This is a genomic window from Paenibacillus sp. P36, assembly GCF_045866505.1.
Taxonomy (GTDB): domain Bacteria; phylum Bacillota; class Bacilli; order Paenibacillales; family NBRC-103111; genus Paenibacillus_E; species Paenibacillus_E chondroitinus.
On record NZ_AP038372.1, the window covers coordinates 12,501 to 29,393 of the forward strand.

Annotated in this window: 11 protein-coding genes, 1 tRNA gene and 2 rRNA genes (1 of these 14 cut by a window edge); 13 read left to right on the top strand and 1 reads right to left on the bottom strand. The window is 46.9% G+C overall.

What is annotated here, in order from left to right; all coding sequences use genetic code 11:
* From ACKTT9_RS00050 to ACKTT9_RS00110, 13 genes are all read left to right on the top strand, one after another.
* Window positions 1–2,563: ribosomal RNA gene (locus ACKTT9_RS00050) — 23S ribosomal RNA — on the top strand (it extends 352 nt beyond the left edge of the window).
* 67 nt (window positions 2,564–2,630) lie between these two features.
* Window positions 2,631–2,747: ribosomal RNA gene (gene rrf / locus ACKTT9_RS00055) — 5S ribosomal RNA — on the top strand.
* A 104-nt stretch (window positions 2,748–2,851) separates the two neighbouring features.
* Window positions 2,852–4,054, top strand: coding sequence for a putative glycoside hydrolase (locus ACKTT9_RS00060; protein ID WP_407870069.1), 1,203 nt, complete (start codon window positions 2,852–2,854; stop codon window positions 4,052–4,054).
* A 155-nt stretch (window positions 4,055–4,209) separates the two neighbouring features.
* On the top strand, window positions 4,210–5,667 hold the full coding sequence (guaB, locus tag ACKTT9_RS00065; protein ID WP_407870070.1) for an IMP dehydrogenase: 1,458 nt from the start codon (window positions 4,210–4,212) through the stop codon (window positions 5,665–5,667).
* 118 nt (window positions 5,668–5,785) lie between these two features.
* A complete protein-coding gene (locus tag ACKTT9_RS00070) occupies window positions 5,786–7,129 on the top strand; it encodes a D-alanyl-D-alanine carboxypeptidase family protein (protein ID WP_407870071.1) in 1,344 nt (447 codons plus the stop codon).
* 118 nt (window positions 7,130–7,247) lie between these two features.
* Window positions 7,248–8,129 carry a pyridoxal 5'-phosphate synthase lyase subunit PdxS gene (pdxS, locus tag ACKTT9_RS00075; protein WP_127453478.1) on the top strand — a complete coding sequence of 294 codons (882 nt, stop codon included), beginning with the start codon at window positions 7,248–7,250 and terminating at the stop codon, window positions 8,127–8,129.
* Window positions 8,129–8,707 carry a pyridoxal 5'-phosphate synthase glutaminase subunit PdxT gene (gene pdxT, locus ACKTT9_RS00080; RefSeq protein WP_127453476.1) on the top strand — a complete coding sequence of 193 codons (579 nt, stop codon included), beginning with the start codon at window positions 8,129–8,131 and terminating at the stop codon, window positions 8,705–8,707. The genes pdxS and pdxT overlap by 1 nt, the downstream gene beginning before the upstream one ends.
* A 91-nt stretch (window positions 8,708–8,798) precedes the next feature.
* Window positions 8,799–10,079, top strand: a complete 1,281-nt coding sequence (serS, locus tag ACKTT9_RS00085; protein ID WP_157318584.1) for a serine--tRNA ligase — start codon at window positions 8,799–8,801, stop codon at window positions 10,077–10,079.
* An 83-nt stretch (window positions 10,080–10,162) separates the two neighbouring features.
* Window positions 10,163–10,247, top strand: a tRNA-Ser gene (locus ACKTT9_RS00090).
* A 213-nt stretch (window positions 10,248–10,460) separates the two neighbouring features.
* Complete coding sequence (locus tag ACKTT9_RS00095; RefSeq protein WP_407870072.1) at window positions 10,461–14,597, top strand: choice-of-anchor I family protein; 4,137 nt, start codon at window positions 10,461–10,463, stop codon at window positions 14,595–14,597.
* Window positions 14,598–14,708: 111 nt separating this feature from the next.
* Window positions 14,709–15,053: a hypothetical protein gene (locus tag ACKTT9_RS00100; RefSeq protein ID WP_127453470.1), complete on the top strand. Its 345-nt coding sequence runs from the start codon at window positions 14,709–14,711 to the stop codon at window positions 15,051–15,053.
* Window positions 15,054–15,074: 21 nt separating this feature from the next.
* Window positions 15,075–15,221 (top strand): hypothetical protein, encoded by a 147-nt coding sequence (locus ACKTT9_RS00105; RefSeq protein ID WP_407870073.1) that lies wholly within the window; start codon window positions 15,075–15,077, stop codon window positions 15,219–15,221.
* Between the two features lie 31 nt (window positions 15,222–15,252).
* Entirely contained in the window at window positions 15,253–15,417 is a 165-nt protein-coding gene (locus tag ACKTT9_RS00110) for a small acid-soluble spore protein P (RefSeq protein ID WP_379174283.1), read from the top strand.
* A 252-nt stretch (window positions 15,418–15,669) separates the two neighbouring features.
* On the opposite strand, the gene ACKTT9_RS00115 is transcribed toward ACKTT9_RS00110, so the two are convergent.
* Window positions 15,670–16,875 (bottom strand): hypothetical protein, encoded by a 1,206-nt coding sequence (locus tag ACKTT9_RS00115; RefSeq protein ID WP_407870074.1) that lies wholly within the window; start codon window positions 16,873–16,875, stop codon window positions 15,670–15,672.
* Window positions 16,876–16,893 lie beyond the last annotated feature (18 nt).

Sequence of the window (16,893 nt, forward strand, 5' to 3'; positions counted from 1 at the left end):
GGCATAGAAGGTAAAAGCCCTGTAGCCCAAAATGAACGTATGCCTAGAGGTATCCTGAGTACGGCGGGTCACGTGAAACCCCGTCGGAATCCGGCAGGACCATCTGCCAAGGCTAAATACTCCCTAGTGACCGATAGTGAAGCAGTACCGTGAGGGAAAGGTGAAAAGCACCGCGGAAGCGGAGTGAAAAAGAACCTGAAACCGTGTGCTTACAAAAAGTCAGAGCCCTCTATATGGGTGATGGCGTGCCTTTTGTAGAATGAACCGGCGAGTTACGTTCCCGTGCGAGGTTAAGTCGAAGAGACGGAGCCGCAGCGAAAGCGAGTCTGAATAGGGCGCTTTAGTACGTGGACGTAGACCCGAAACCGTGTGATCTACCCCTGTCCAGGGTGAAGGTGAGGTAACACTCACTGGAGGCCCGAACCCACGAATGTTGAAAAATTCGGGGATGAGGTGGGGGTAGCGGAGAAATTCCAATCGAACTCGGAGATAGCTGGTTCTCCCCGAAATAGCTTTAGGGCTAGCCTCGGATGTTGTGAGTTGTGGAGGTAAAGCACTGATTGGGTGCGGGGCCCGCCAAGGGTTACCAAGTCCAGTCAAACTCTGAATGCCACAAACTTAAATCCGGGAGTCAGACAGTGAGTGCTAAGATCCATTGTCAAAAGGGAAACAGCCCAGACCATCAGCTAAGGTCCCCAAGTGTGTGTTAAGTGGGAAAGGATGTGGAGTTGCACAGACAACCAGGATGTTGGCTTAGAAGCAGCCACCATTGAAAGAGTGCGTAATAGCTCACTGGTCGAGTGACTCTGCGCCGAAAATGTAACGGGGCTAAACACGCCACCGAAGCTATGGCTTGCAGCAATGCATGGGTAGGGGAGCGTTGTATGTACGTTGAATTCTGACCGTAAGGACAGGTGGAGCGCATACAAGTGAGAATGCCGGTATAAGTAACGAAAAGATCAGTGAGAATCTGATCCGCCGAAAACCTAAGGGTTCCTGAGGAAGGCTCGTCCGCTCAGGGTAAGTCGGGACCTAAGGCGAGGCCGAAAGGCGTAGTCGATGGACAACAGGTGGAAATTCCTGTACCACCGTAGCCGTTATGAGCAATGGAGTGACGCAGAAGGATAGTGACGCGAGCTGATGGATGCTCGTCCAAGCAGTGAGGCTGGTTAGTAGGCAAATCCGCTAACCGTAAGGCTGGGCTGTGATGGGGAGGGAAATTTTAAGTACCGAAGGTCATGATTTCACACTGCCAAGAAAAGCTTCTAGCCAGGCGAAGGTGCCCGTACCGCAAACCGACACAGGTGGGTGAGAAGAGAATTCTAAGGCGCGCGGAAGAACTCTCGTTAAGGAACTCGGCAAAATGACCCCGTAACTTCGGGAGAAGGGGTGCCTCGGTAGGGTGAATAGCCCGAGGGGGCCGCAGTGAAAAGGCCCAAGCGACTGTTTAGCAAAAACACAGGTCTGTGCGAAGCCGCAAGGCGAAGTATACGGGCTGACGCCTGCCCGGTGCTGGAAGGTTAAGAGGAGTGGTTAGGAGCAATCCGAAGCTATGAATTGAAGCCCCAGTAAACGGCGGCCGTAACTATAACGGTCCTAAGGTAGCGAAATTCCTTGTCAGGTAAATTCTGACCCGCACGAATGGCGTAACGACTTGGGCGCTGTCTCAACGAGAGATCCGGTGAAATTTTAATACCTGTGAAGATGCAGGTTACCCGCGACAAGACGGAAAGACCCCATGGAGCTTTACTGCAGCTTGATATTGGACTTTGGTACGATCTGTACAGGATAGGTGGGAGCCTTTGAAGCCTGAGCGCCAGCTTGGGTGGAGGCGCCGTTGGGATACCACCCTGATCGTATCGGAGTTCTAACCTGGTACCGTGATCCGGTATGGGGACAGTGTCAGGTGGGCAGTTTGACTGGGGCGGTCGCCTCCTAAAATGTAACGGAGGCGTTTAAAGGTTCCCTCAGAATGGTTGGAAATCATTCGCAGAGTGCAAAGGCATAAGGGAGCTTGACTGCGAGACCTACAAGTCGAGCAGGGACGAAAGTCGGACTTAGTGATCCGGTGGTACCGAATGGAAGGGCCATCGCTCAACGGATAAAAGCTACCCTGGGGATAACAGGCTTATCTCCCCCAAGAGTCCACATCGACGGGGAGGTTTGGCACCTCGATGTCGGCTCATCGCATCCTGGGGCTGAAGTAGGTCCCAAGGGTTGGGCTGTTCGCCCATTAAAGCGGTACGCGAGCTGGGTTCAGAACGTCGTGAGACAGTTCGGTCCCTATCTGTCGCGGGCGTAGGAAATTTGAGAGGAGCTGTCCTTAGTACGAGAGGACCGGGATGGACGTACCGCTGGTGTACCAGTTGTCTCGCCAGAGGCACCGCTGGGTAGCTATGTACGGAGGGGATAAGCGCTGAAAGCATCTAAGCGCGAAGCCCCCCTCAAGATGAGATTTCCCAGTATGTAAGACCCCTTGTAGACGACGAGGTTGATAGGTTCGAGGTGGAAGTGCGGCAACGTATGCAGCTGACGAATACTAATCGGTCGAGGGCTTAACCAAAACCCCTAATTGTTACTTTACGCAAGTTTCGTATCTAGTTTTCAAGGCGCAAACCACGCTTTGACTGTTTGGTGATGATGGCGGAGGGGACCCACGCGTTCCCATCTCGAACACGACCGTTAAGCCCTCCAGCGTCGATGGTACTTGAACCGCAGGGTTCTGGGAGAGTAGAACGTTGCCAAGCACAATGAAAGAGTCTTTTTGGAAGAAATTCCAAGGAGACTCTTTTTTTTACATCAGTACAAAATAGCGTAAAAAACCATACTAGCCCTATAAGGAGGGATTAGTATGAAAGCATTTTTTGTGAGCAAATGGGTGGGGATTTTATTAACTTGTCTTTTGGTTTTACAGGGTTGTTCGGTGAAGATGGACGCCGTGAAAGAGGAGTTGGCTCCGCTTCAATCCTTAAAGCATTCGGCGGATACAGGACCTACACCTAAACTAGAAGCAGCATCCAAACAAGCAACTCCTCCAGTAAAGGTATCCGCTCAGCGCCAGATGCCTGCTAAGCAGGTCGTCAAAGGGATTTATGTATCGGCCTGGTCTGCGGTAGGCAATAAACTGGAGCAACTGATTGATTTGGTGGATCAAACCGATTTAAACGCAATGGTGATTGATGTGAAGAACGATTCCGGGCAAGTTACATACACCTCGGCCGTACCTATGGTGAATGAGATAGGAGCCAATAGCCATGTTATCATTCGCGATCTGAAAGGGACGCTGAAGAGATTAAAGGACAAGCATATATATACGATAGCGCGTGTTGTTGTTTTTAAAGACCCATATTTGAGTAAGAAGAAAAGCAATTATGCGATGAAGACTTATCAAGGCAGCGTTTGGCAGGATAATAAGGGAATAGCTTGGGTGGATCCATACAAGGAAGAAGTGTGGGAGTATAATCTTCAAATTGCCAAGGAAGCAGCCCAGCTAGGGTTTGACGAGGTTCAATTCGACTATGTGCGATTCCCCGAAAACAGCAAACGAGTTGACGCGGAGGTCAAATTCGATAATCCAAGGAAATGGACAAAAGCACAGGTCATTGAGTCTTTTCTCAGTAAGGCGAAGGAGCGTCTGGGGAACGAGGTTTTTTTATCCGCTGACGTATTTGGTTTAACAACCTCCTCGGACAATGACATGGGCATAGGGCAGGACTGGTCAATGATTAGCAAGCAGGTTCACTATATCTCGCCAATGTTATACCCTTCCCATTATTCGAATGGGATGTACGGTATTAAGTATCCTGATCTGCAACCCTACGCGGTGATTCACAAAGCCATTAGTGATGCGAATGGGAAGAACTCAAACCTGATGCGAGTAAGTGCACCAACGGCGGAAATCAGGCCATGGTATCAAGATTTTACAGCAACTTGGGTGAAACCTCATAAGAAATACGGGAATGTAGATGTGAAAGAGCAAATTAAAGCGGCTAGGGAACAGGGTGTGGAACAATTCTTGTTATGGAATTCAAACAGCACATATTCCTATCGTTAACCGAATGTTCTTATTCGGATGGTTGTCGATCTCTAGAGGGTTCCTTTTCCTTGACACGAAAAATGGGCTTTTGTTAAGATTGCAATCATATACGGTGAGCAGGATGCTTATGTCGAAGTTTTTGAAGAGAAAAGATCTAAGGAGGAATATGTGTTGTGAGGGAAGACAAGTTTGGTAAAGAAGGTTTAACGTTTGATGATGTGCTGCTGGTGCCAAGGAAGTCTGAAGTGTTCGGTAAGGAGATCGACGTTTCAACGGTTCTTGCTCCTCATGTGAAATTGAATATCCCGTTCATCAGCTCTGCGATGGATACTGTTACGGAATCTGCCCTAGCGATTGCAATGGCCAGAGAAGGCGGTATTGGAATTATCCATAAGAATATGCCTATCGAGCTGCAAGCTGAGCATGTAGACCGTGTTAAGCGCTCAGAGAGTGGGGTTATCACAAACCCATTCTCTTTAACACCAGAACACCATGTTTATGACGCAGAAGAGCTAATGGCGAAGTACCGGATATCAGGCGTGCCGATCGTAGATGAGACGAACAAGCTTGTTGGGATTTTGACGAATCGCGACTTGCGTTTTGTTCATGACTACTCCATTAAAATTAAAGAAGTAATGACGAAAGAAAGCCTTGTTACAGCTCCAGTAGGAACTACGCTGCAACAAGCGGAAGGTATTCTTCAAAAGCATAAAATTGAAAAGCTTCCTTTGGTCGATGATAATTTCGGTCTGAAGGGATTAATTACGATCAAAGATATCGAGAAGGCGATTCAGTTCCCTAACTCCGCGAAGGATGCACAAGGTCGTTTACTTGTAGGGGCAGCTGTAGGCGTTTCTAAGGATGTTATGGAAAGAGCTGCTGCGCTTGTCAAAGCAGGAATTGACGTGATTGTAGTAGACTCAGCACATGGCCATCACATTAACATTGCTGAAACTGTCAAGAAAATAAGAGCTCAATATCCAGATCTTCCTATCATTGCAGGGAATGTAGCGACAGGTGACGGTACACGTGATCTTATCAAAGCTGGAGCATCTATGGTGAAGGTTGGGATTGGACCAGGATCGATCTGTACGACTCGCGTCATTGCAGGAATCGGTGTTCCGCAAATTACAGCTATCTATGATTGCGCACAAGCGGCTGCAGAATTTGGTGTTCCTGTTATCGCCGATGGTGGTATTAAGTACTCCGGTGACGTGGTCAAAGCGATTGCGGCTGGGGCGAGTGCCGTGATGATTGGTAGTCTTTTTGCTGGAACAGATGAAAGCCCGGGAGAGTCTGAGATTTTCCAAGGACGTAAGTTCAAAGTTTACCGCGGGATGGGTTCTTTAGGTGCCATGAAGGAAGGCAGTAAAGACCGTTACTTCCAAGAGAACGAGAGCAAACTTGTTCCTGAAGGTATTGAGGGACGCGTAGCGTATAAAGGGCCATTAGCTGATACGGTATATCAACTTGTTGGCGGTCTCCGTTCCGGCATGGGTTATTGTGGAGCAAAAAACATTCAAGAATTGATTCATGATACGCAATTTATACGGATTACAGGGGCTGGATTGAAGGAAAGCCACCCTCATGATATTCAAATTACAAAAGAAGCTCCTAACTACTCCTTATAATTGTAACAATTTGGCTATAATTGGAGGCGCAGGATTTGAACCTGTGTCTTCTTTTTTTTGTCTAATAGGGTGTGTTACAATATAAAATGTTATAAAAATTACTAGGGAGAGTGAAGTTGTGAGATTTTTTAGTTTTACAAGGAAAAAGATTGCTTTGGTGTTAGGTGTTAGTTTAATCGCTCAATCCGTACTTTTACATATACAACCGGCGTTCGCCGCAGATACCAAAACACCAGCCGCAACAACAGCTCCTGCGACGACTACTGCACCTACCGGGGGCGAGTTGAAGGTTAATGCTAAATCTGCAATTGTAATGGAAGCAAGCACAGGTGCCGTTCTATATGAAATGAATGCTGATGAGGCACTTCCACCGGCCAGTATGGCGAAGATGATGACGGAGTACTTGGCGATGGAGAGCATCAAGGAAGGCAAATTCACGTGGGACTCCCAAGTCACAGCTTCGAAAAATGCAGCTGATGTGATTGGTTCCGGCCAGTTGATTGCTGAAAATGAAACATTATCTTTCAAAGATATGTTCAGTGCGATGTCCATTTATTCCGCCAATGATGCCTCTGTAGCTTTCGCTGAGCTTCTGGGTGGGGGATCCGAGGAAAATTTCGCAAAAATGATGAATGAGAAGGCTAAGCAATTAGGTATGTCCGACCAGGCTCATTTTATCAGCGCTACAGGACTTTCTCGTGCTGATTTGAAGAATCCGCCGCAATCGATTGAAGGCGAAACGAAAATGACAGCGCGGGACGCGGCTATTCTTGCCTACAACATCCTCAAGGATCACAAGGAAGTTCTCGAATTTACGAAAATTCCTTCGTTAAAGCTGAGACCAACCGATAAAACGCCTATGATCAATTGGAACTGGATGCTGGAAGGCAATTCGACCAATGCTAATTTTAAAAAATATGCGTATACAGGCCTGGACGGTTTGAAAACAGGTTCCACAGATGACGCTGGTTACTGCTTTACGGGAACTGCCGAAAGAAACGGCATGCGTCTTATCACGGTTGTGATGGGAACGAAAACAGAACCTGAGCGTTTTAATGAAACTAGGAAGCTGCTTGATTATGGCTTTAATAATTTCGAGATTAAACCTTTCCTAAATGCGAAACAAGAAATAGATTCTTTGAAAATCGTAAACATTAAGAAAGGCGTTCAAACGCAAGTGCCTCTAGTAACGAAAACAGGCTTAACTTTCGTTACGAAAAAGGGCGCGAAGGATACTGATTTTAAAATCACGGCAGAGCCGCTTGAAGAGAGCAAATTGGTAGCTCCAATTGCTAAAGGCGATACGCTTGGTAAAGTGAAAGTTAGCTACAATGGACAAGAGAAAACGGCAGATCTAATTGCCAATGAAGATGTCGAAAAAGGAAGTTGGATCCGGCTGTTGTTCCGCTCCATCAAAAACTTCTTTGGCGATATGTTTAAAGGGATCAAGGGCGGTTCCTAGACCAGATAATGGGTTGTATAATGCCCCTCCTTCATGTAAAATAATTGTTTAGAAGTTTACTATCGAATCGTGTAGGAAACTGTATAAATTCGTACGAAGGTATAGGAGGAAATAAAGAATGGAAACAGGAACATCCCGCGTTAAAACAGGTATGGCCGAAATGCAAAAAGGCGGCGTAATTATGGACGTTATGAACGCCGAGCAAGCAAAGATCGCAGAAGCAGCTGGTGCCTCCGCTGTTATGGCGCTAGAGCGCGTACCTGCTGACATTCGTGCAGCTGGCGGAGTATCCCGCATGGCTGATCCAACTATCGTTGAAGACGTTATGAAAGTCGTATCCATTCCGGTTATGGCGAAAGCAAGAATTGGGCACTTTGTAGAAGCAAAAGTCCTGGAATCTCTGGGCGTTGATTATATCGATGAGAGTGAAGTTTTGACACCTGCGGACGAAGTGTATCACATCAACAAGCGTGATTTCACGGTTCCTTTTGTGTGTGGTTGCCGTGATCTAGGCGAAGCTTTGCGCCGTATTGGAGAAGGAGCTTCCATGCTTCGTACCAAAGGTGAGCCAGGAACAGGGAACATTGTTGAAGCTGTTCGTCACATGCGTATGATTCAAGGTCAAATTCGCAAAGTTCAAGGCATGTCCAAGGATGAGTTGATGTTTGAAGCAAAAACACTTGGAGCTCCTTATGAACTGATGCTGCAAGTACATGAAACAGGCAAATTGCCAGTTGTTAACTTCGCTGCAGGCGGTGTAGCGACTCCGGCGGATGCTGCTCTAATGATGCATTTGGGTTCCGATGGGGTATTCGTAGGTTCCGGTATCTTCAAATCGGACAACCCAGAGAAATTCGCAAAAGCGATTGTAGAAGCTGTAACACACTATACAGACTTTAAATTGATTGCAGAAATCTCCAAAAACCTAGGCAGCCCTATGAAGGGAATCGAAATCTCCAAGCTGCAAGCTTCCGAGCGTATGCAGGAGCGCGGCTGGTAATGACGAAAATTGGGGTTCTCGCGCTTCAGGGCGCGGTAGCAGAGCATATTCGTGGCATCGAGAAAGCAGGCGCCGAGGGCGTTGTAGTTAAACGTACAGAGCAGCTAGCTGAGCTTGACGGCATCATTCTGCCAGGCGGAGAAAGTACGACAATTGGTAAGCTTATGCGTACCTATGGTTTCATCGATGCGCTGAGAGAATTTTCTGCGGCAGGAAAGCCGATCTTCGGCACTTGCGCAGGGTTGATTGTTATCGCGAAAGAGATCACCGGACAGCCGGAAGCTCACCTCGAGCTGATGGATATTACGGTGGCTCGCAACGCGTTCGGGCGTCAGCGTGAAAGCTTTGAGACGGATCTGCCGATCAAAGGCATCGACGAGAATGTTCGCGCTGTTTTCATCCGTGCTCCACTGATTGAGAAAGTGGGCCCGGGTGTGGAAGTTCTGGCTACGTATGACGGCCAGATCGTTGCGGCGCAGCAAGGACATCTCCTTGCAGCATCGTTCCACCCTGAGCTGACAGACGATTTCCGTCTGCACAGCTATTTCTTAGATATGGTAAAACAAAGTCAAGCATAATTGATGGTACAAGCACCTTGATATCACCGGATACTCCGGTAAGGGTGCTTGCTTCCATATACAACCATTTTGCGCTAACGGAGGAATCTCCTTGTTTGATGTAAAGTTACTTCGAAACGATTTGGCTGCCGTGCAAGCAGCCATGCAAAACCGTGGGAAGCAGATTGAAGAGCTGAACGGTTTTACAGCATTAGATTTAAAACGTAGAGAGCTTCTGCAAGAAACAGAGCAGCTCAAAAATCGCCGCAACACCGTTTCTCAAGAGGTGGCTGGACGTAAAAGATCCGGCGAGAACGCGGACGAACTGATTCAGGAAATGAAGGTTGTCGGAGACCGCATTAAAGAGCTGGACGACGAGATTCGCGTCTTGGACGAGTCCTTACAGCAAGTTCTCCTCTCCATCCCGAATATGCCTCATCCTAGCGTCCCTGTGGGCCGCTCCGAAGAAGAGAATGTGGAGATGCGCCGCGTTGGCGAGATTCCACAGTTCGACTTTGAAGTGAAGCCGCACTGGGAAGTGGCGCAAGAGCTGGGCATTCTGGATTTCGAAGCGGCGGCGAAGGTAACGGGTTCCCGTTTTGTGTTCTATAAAGGGCTTGGCGCAAGATTAGAGCGCGCATTGATCAACTTCATGATGGACCTGCACAGCGATGAGCATGGTTATGAAGAAATGCTGCCGCCATATATCGTTAACCGCGATAGTTTAACAGGTACAGGTCAACTTCCGAAGTTTGAGGAAGATGTCTTCAAAGTTGAGAATTCGGAGTATTTCCTAATTCCAACGGCAGAGGTACCGGTAACGAACTATCATCGGGAAGATATTTTGACGACAGAGCAGCTGCCTGTTAATTTTGTTGCATTCAGCGCTTGTTTCCGGTCTGAGGCCGGTTCGGCTGGAAGAGACACACGCGGCTTGATCAGACAGCACCAATTCAACAAAATTGAGCTTGTTAAGCTAGTTAAGCCCGAAGACTCTTATGATGAGCTGGAGAAGCTCACAGGGCACGCTGAGCGCGTTCTACAGCTGTTGAAGCTGCCATATCGTGTGCTATCCCTGTGCACAGGTGATATCGGCTTCACATCAGCGAAGACGTATGACCTGGAAGTCTGGCTTCCAAATAGCGGCGCGTATCGCGAGATCTCTTCCTGCAGTAACTTCGAAGACTTCCAAGCGCGCAGAGCGAACATTCGCTTCCGTAGAGACTCTAAGGCGAAACCGGAATTCGTACATACGTTGAATGGTTCAGGACTAGCTCTTGGACGTACGGTGGCGGCAATCCTTGAAAATTACCAACAGGCGGACGGTTCAATTATCGTGCCTGAGGTTCTTGTTCCGTACATGAACAACGTAAAAGTCATTACGAAAAAATAGCACTTGCTTCTTTGCAAGGTTATGTGATACAATGCTTTTTGTCACTGCACAAGGTTGTCTCCTCTAGAGGGGACAGCTATCGTGGAGAGGTGGTCGAGTGGTTTAAGGCAGCGGTCTTGAAAACCGCCGAGGTGCAAGCCTCCGTGGGTTCGAATCCCACCCTCTCCGTAACCATGGTAATACCCCAACCAAAAAGTCATGCGATTCTTCATGAATCGTGTGGCTTTTTTTGTTATTTCTTTTTTACGAAGCGATTTACAAATAATTAAAAATAAATTAACACAAAATGTGTATTTAGCAGGATTCTCTTTTTTTATAATAGACAAGATATTCCATGCTAAGGAGAGTGAGCAACAGTTGAAGACTGTTAGGAAGAGATTAATGCCCGTTCTGTTATCGGCGGCTGTAAGTGTATCTTCGTTTGGCTCCATCGTTTCAACCGCAGCAGCAGACGCTATTGTAATCCAGGGGACTCCGTATCAAGCGAACGGTACTTATGATGTCAATGTGCCGCACGTGTTTATTAACCAAGTGTATGGCGGGGGATTATCGACAGATTCTAGCAATACGGCCTCATCCCATGGTTTTATTGAGTTATACAATCCTACAGATCACGACGTCATCCTTAACGGGTGGTCCTTGCAATACGCGGATCGCGGATCGTCGGCTAAGACAGGCCCTACAGGTGATTGGCAGAAGCTAGACCTAGTAGGAACGATTAAAGCCAAATCCTCATTCCTTGTTCTTGGACAAGCTACAGGTTCAGGGTCTCCTAAATTTAATTTGTCAGCTACATATGACCAGTTATGGACAGGGCGCTGGATCAATAACAAAGGCTTGAAGGTTGCGCTTATGAGCAATCAGACAAAGCTGGATGTTGCGAAAAAAAATCCCTTTGCCAATAATCCAAAGCCTGCCGGTTATGTAGATATGGTGGGGACGGGAAGCAATGATGGCGACAATACGGATATTCAGACGGATATAGATGGCTATGAGTTTGACTATCCGAAGGGATCCACGGAAGGTACGTCGAAACAGAAGTCCATTCGTCGCAAAGCATTAGCAGATACAGATAATAACAAAGCTGACTTCGCACAATTTGATATCACTGGTTCCGCAACAACAGACCAAGATAGAGCTTTGAAAGGTCCGAAATACGGGGCTTACGGGGAATGGTTTCTTCCATTAGGTTATACGAACACAAGTTTGCCTAATGCATATGAACAAATGGCCTACTCCGTAACGATGAGCGTTTATGGAGGGAAACCACCGTACACGTTCTCAGCTATGGGTCTTCCAAACGGGTTATCGATCAATTCGACAACAGGGGAAGTGTATGGTGCGCCTGCACAAGGAACATCTGTCACAACTAACGTTTACGTGAAAGTAACAGATAGCTCCCTTGCACAGTACGGTCAAAATCTATCCTTAACGGTCTTGGCTCCACAAGCTGTTAATGATGCTTTGAGCATCTCCAAAATCGGACAATTTGCTGTCGGCGTTACGAATAAAGACGGCGGTGTAGCTGAAATTGTTAAGTACAACAAAGATAACAATAAGTTTTATTTGGTAAATGGTTCGGGAAATCCACCAAGTTTGGAAATCGTGCGTCTAGACCTTGTGCAAGGTTTAGTCAAAGAGAAAACAGTCACGATGAAAGATCTGGTTGAAAAGGATGGTTTCTTATATGGAGACCTGACGAGTGTAGATGTCAATACGAAGACCAAACGCGTTTCCTTATCTGTTCAAGAGCTGGATTCTAAGAAGCCAGGGAAAATTCTTGTCATGGATTACGATGGCAATGTTCTGAAATCTTATGAAGCCGGTGTGCAGCCCGATATGATCAAAACGACCTCGGATGGCCGATATATTCTGACTGCCAATGAAGGTGAGCCGCGCACAAGCGGAGCAGATCCGGAAGGAAGCATCACCATTGTTGATACGACTAATGATACGGTATCTCATGTTAGATTCAACAATGTCGCTGTTATTGATGATAAGGTCCACATTCGCGGTGCGTCTGATCCATCAACCGGTGCTGTTACGGGCGAAGGACAGAAAGCAGATGCCGTGTTTGATTTGGAGCCGGAATACATCGCAATTTCTGAAGATAACACCAAAGCTTATGTATCGTTCCAAGAAAATAACGCAATAGGAACTGTGGATATCGGTTCCAAGACGCTTTTATCTGTAAAAGGATTGGGTTTCAAAGATTTGAGTCTTCCAAACAACTCCTTAGATCTTGTCAAAGACAATGCGATTAAGTTTGAGAATGTGCCTTTTTACGGCATGTATATGCCAGATGGTATTTCCACACAAACGATCGATGGAGTTCCGTACATCTTCACAGCCAATGAGGGGGATGTTACAGAATGGCCGGGCGTCAGAACCAATGGAAGCACGATTGGCGCTATGAAGGGTAGTTTGGTACCTGGTTCGGCGGCAGCAATCTTCTTGGCGGGGAAAACCGCTTATGACGGTGTTGAGGTTGCTGGTGACATGGGCCATGACAGCATTTATCTCTATGGCGGACGTTCCTTCTCCATCTGGCAAGCGAACACAATGTCTCAAGTTTATGACAGCGGCAATGATTTTGAGAAAGTGACGGCACAGCGTTTACCTAACAATTTCAATGCAAGCAATAGTAAAACAGCAATGGACGATCGCAGCTCGAAAAAAGGTCCTGAACCTGAAGATATTAAAGTTAGCAAAGTAGGCAGCAAGATTCTGGCTTTTGTTGGGTTAGAGCGTATTGGCGGAATTATGACTTATGATGTTACAGATCCAGCCAATGCGAAATTTGTTAACTATACGAACTCGCGTGTATTTACTCCTAAAGATAACTTGAACACGGACACCGGTCCTGAAGGCATTGAGTTTATCCCTGCTTCTGTTAGTCCAAATGGCAACCCGCTCCTGCTGGTGGCTAATGAGGTTGGCGGAACCGTAGCGGTCTATCAGCTGAATGTTCAAAAAGTTACTTTGGATAAGACAGTATTATCTGTACCGGCAGGCACCGCGCCAACAAAACTGACAGCAACAATATCGGATTCCCAAGGAAATGGCGTCACTTCAGGTACGGTGCAATGGAAATCATCGAACTCTTCCGTTGCAACGGTTAATGCAGAAGGGGTAGTAACTTTCGTTGCAAACGGCAGCGCAGTGATTACTGCTTTTAGCCCGGATGGGTATGGAGCAGCGGAAGCTAGCGTATCCGTATATTCCACGAGTTACGATGATAAAGGAAATGGTGGTACGCCAGCGTCTTCTGGGCCAACGTCTCCATCTACAGTACCAACTACACCTAGTACTAGCGGTGATAAAGCAACCATTACTGCTACTGTAGAAAAAGACAGCAAAGGTACTTCCGTAGCTAATGTTTCAGTCGCTCAAGTCACGCAAGCCTTAAAAGATATGACGGAATCGACAAGTAAATCGACGGTTCTTGAGATCAAAGCAAGTACAGATCCAGCATCGAACCAAGTGGACGTTAAGCTGCCTGCAGAAGCAATGAGTAAGATTGCAAGCAGCGAAACGACAGGAATTAAGATTGCTGCAGGTATTGGACAAGTATCTTTTGACAAGCAAGCGGTCTCCACCATCTCTTCTGCCGCGTCAACAGGTGAGGTTTCCATTTCCATACGTAAAGCAGATGTGAATGACATTACACAGAACATGGATGCTACGGCCAAAGAAGCGATCCAAGAGGCTGTCAAAGATCGTCCGATCTTCGATTTTACAGTCACTGCAGGTGGCAAAACAGTATCCAGCTTCAATGGAGGATCGGCTCAAGTCGCGATTCCATATCAACCGGCTGCAAATGAGGATATTAACGCTATTGTAGCTTATTACATCGCAGATAACGGTGAGATTACCAAAGTAACGAATAGCCACTTTGATCCTATCACAGGAACATTAAGCTTTAACGTTAAGCATTTCTCGAAGTATGCTGTTGGATATCAGAAAGCAAACTTCAAGGATACAGCTTCGAGCTTCGCTAAAGATTACATTACGTACCTGTCAGCTAGAGACATTCTGAATGGTGTCAATGACGATGCGTTCGCTCCGGAAGCGGATATCACCAGAGCCGACTTCACGTTGATTCTGGCTCGTATGGCTAATGCCGATCTGAGCTCTTATACAGGCACTGGCTTTGCGGATGTCAAAGCCGATAGTTATTATGCCAAAGCTGTACAATGGGCGGCTGAGAAAGGAATTACAAGCGGCGTACGCGCAGGCGAATTCGATCCTCAGGCGAACATTACTCGCGGCCAAATGGCCGCTATGATTACCCGCTTCGCTTCGTTCATGGGCTATACGCTGCCTAAAGCGACGCAGGCGACAGATTTTGCCGATCAAGCGGAGGTTCCTGCTTATGCGGTTGAGGCCGCGAAATCTCTGCAGCAAGCTGGAATCATTTCCGGCAAGTCCGGCAATCTCTTCGCGCCGCAGGACACGGCAACACGCCAAGAAGCAGCCAAGATGCTGGCGATTCTTATGCAACTGACGATGAAATAAGCAGTGGATTCACACAACTCCCCTAAGGTAAGAGCTTAGGGGAGTTGTTGTATTTTTACATGGATAAAAGCCGGTCGGCTTCCGCATTTTAAACATGTGGAGGTGTTACCTATGAGCTATGATAAGCTGACAATTGATCAAACGGAATTGGTACAAGAGTGGAGTAATGTCCTGCCTACTACCCTGCAGCCTACTGATCAGGCGCGTGTATGGGCCGATGAAGCCGATCCTCAGACCGTTAGGGTTCATATTGAGGCAGGTGGACATACGGGCTACAATTTCGATTTTAAAGTCAACTACGTGGATGCTAGAGAGGTTAAAGTGGAGTTGATGGATGTCCAACAAGGCACCATGCACATCGATGAAACAGGTGATGTTGTGCAAAATCTGGTGGACGACTATGTTCGTCACATTCATGAATGCGCACAAGCGCTCCATAGAGTCACACACCATTAAAATGGGGAGGGGAGTTCTCTCATGACGAAGCAAAAAACGCGGGATAAAAATTTGCAAAATGTAGACAAAGATTTCCGAACGAATGCTGTAAACAGCCACAATAGGCAGCAACAGCAGCAGCAAGTGAATGATCGCAGACATCAAGATGCTTTGAATCATCAAGAATAAATTGCAGATTAACTAGGAGGGAATGATCTCTATGAAATCAGATGCCTATGGAGTAACGGATACATCCCAGAATCAGTCGAGCGGCAATAGCCAGCGACAAAAGCAACAAGAGCCCCTCTCAGGGTCGAAAAAGGTGAAAAACCGTAACCATTCAAGAAATAATGGTCATGGTGAAGGCGCCGGCCACGGTCATTAATAATTTTAAAATAAGCATGATTAAAGTTCGATAAACCGGACATACTATATTTGTCGGTGAGCAGAGAGGTGTGGTTCCGTTGGAGCATTCCGCGAAACAAAAACCGTTGCATAGAGGACTTTCATACCTGTTATAATCAGGCTGGAGGGGATGTGCCAAAGACACTTACCGTGTTTTATAAGCAGATTTTCCTAAGGTTTACGTGTAACAAGTTTAAAAGAAATCAAAAAACACCGACAAAAAAAGAACCCCTTAAAAAGGGTTCTTTTTTTCGTTTATTTCTAAATAAACCTGCGAAGGATCTGAGTCCGTATGCTGCTCTTTATAATGAACAGGCTTCGTTTTTCTATAAAGCAGTAATTTAATGCCACCACCGATCAAAATCACAGCTACAATTAACGTTTGACCGAAGTTGTTCAGCCAATACATGTAGTTCGCATGGGGAAATACCTGATATAGGAACTGGACAATGACTTCTTTGAATACATAGTAGCCTCCAAGCAGGATGAGAACGAAGCCGATGGAGCGGTGATATGCTGACCAGTTTTCAACGATAGGTTTATCTACCAGTGTACCGTTCTCATACTTGGAGATACTCTGTAAGCCATCGAAGAAGCTGAAGAACCACAGAATCGGAATCAAAAAGAAGAAAAGGGACAAGCGCAGCACATCCAGCACATAAATGGAGAACAAGAAGATCGCCATCAGTTGAATGCCCCGTTTATTCATGGAGAGATACAAGTGAGCTGCACCTGGGAAAATAGCGATAATCGTTGCCAATGTTCGGTTCTTGCGCCCAGAATCATCGCCGAAGTGAAAGTCATCAAAAAGGCTGCGATCAATAAGCGGCAGGCCATCTTGCTTACGCTCTTGCTGCTTCAATGCATCGAACATGGTGTAAAACCACAAGACAGGCATAGCTAGCAGAAAAGCAACGAAGCTATCGTTATTGGTCATCATTGTGATGAAAAAGACGAGAACAGCAACCCCGAAGAACGAAACCATAGCGGTTAAACCGCGCTGCATAAGACCTAACTGGAAATGACCCAGCCCGGGGATGAAGGAAAGCAGCATAACTCTCGTTCTTTCTTGCTGCGAGGCAGCGTGAACAGCGTAAGGATTAGGCTCCCATGCTGGCGCGTGGTCATAAGGCGGTTCAGCTCCGTAGGGTGACCCATGCGGTCCATATTGCGGCCCGGGATAGGGTTGGTAGCGCAGCAGGTAGACGATCATATCAATCATATTGATGACAGCAACGAATAATGCGAACAGGAAAAGCGGAATAAGTATATCATCATCACGCACGTGAAAAAACGCTGCACCAACGAACATGAGAAATAAGGGGCCAAAGAATCCTGCTCCATATAAAATTGCACGTACGACTCGATTCATATAGAGATGACCCGCTCCGGGGATGAAGGACAACAGGAATGCGACGATGCTGCTCTTGTTAGGCATGAAGTGTGTAGACCTCCT

Bases quoted from the DNA above. Each gene is read 5' to 3' on its own strand.
- ACKTT9_RS00110 (WP_379174283.1), top strand. From the start codon at position 15,253: ATGAAATCAGATGCCTATGGAGTAACGGATACATCCCAGAATCAGTCG.
- ACKTT9_RS00060 (WP_407870069.1), top strand. From the start codon at position 2,852: ATGAAAGCATTTTTTGTGAGCAAATGGGTGGGGATTTTATTAACTTGT.
- ACKTT9_RS00115 (WP_407870074.1), bottom strand. From the start codon at position 16,875: ATGCCTAACAAGAGCAGCATCGTCGCATTCCTGTTGTCCTTCATCCCC.
- pdxS (WP_127453478.1), top strand. From the start codon at position 7,248: ATGGAAACAGGAACATCCCGCGTTAAAACAGGTATGGCCGAAATGCAA.
- pdxT (WP_127453476.1), top strand. From the start codon at position 8,129: ATGACGAAAATTGGGGTTCTCGCGCTTCAGGGCGCGGTAGCAGAGCAT.
- ACKTT9_RS00095 (WP_407870072.1), top strand. From the start codon at position 10,461: ATGCCCGTTCTGTTATCGGCGGCTGTAAGTGTATCTTCGTTTGGCTCC.
- ACKTT9_RS00105 (WP_407870073.1), top strand. From the start codon at position 15,075: ATGACGAAGCAAAAAACGCGGGATAAAAATTTGCAAAATGTAGACAAA.
- ACKTT9_RS00100 (WP_127453470.1), top strand. From the start codon at position 14,709: ATGAGCTATGATAAGCTGACAATTGATCAAACGGAATTGGTACAAGAG.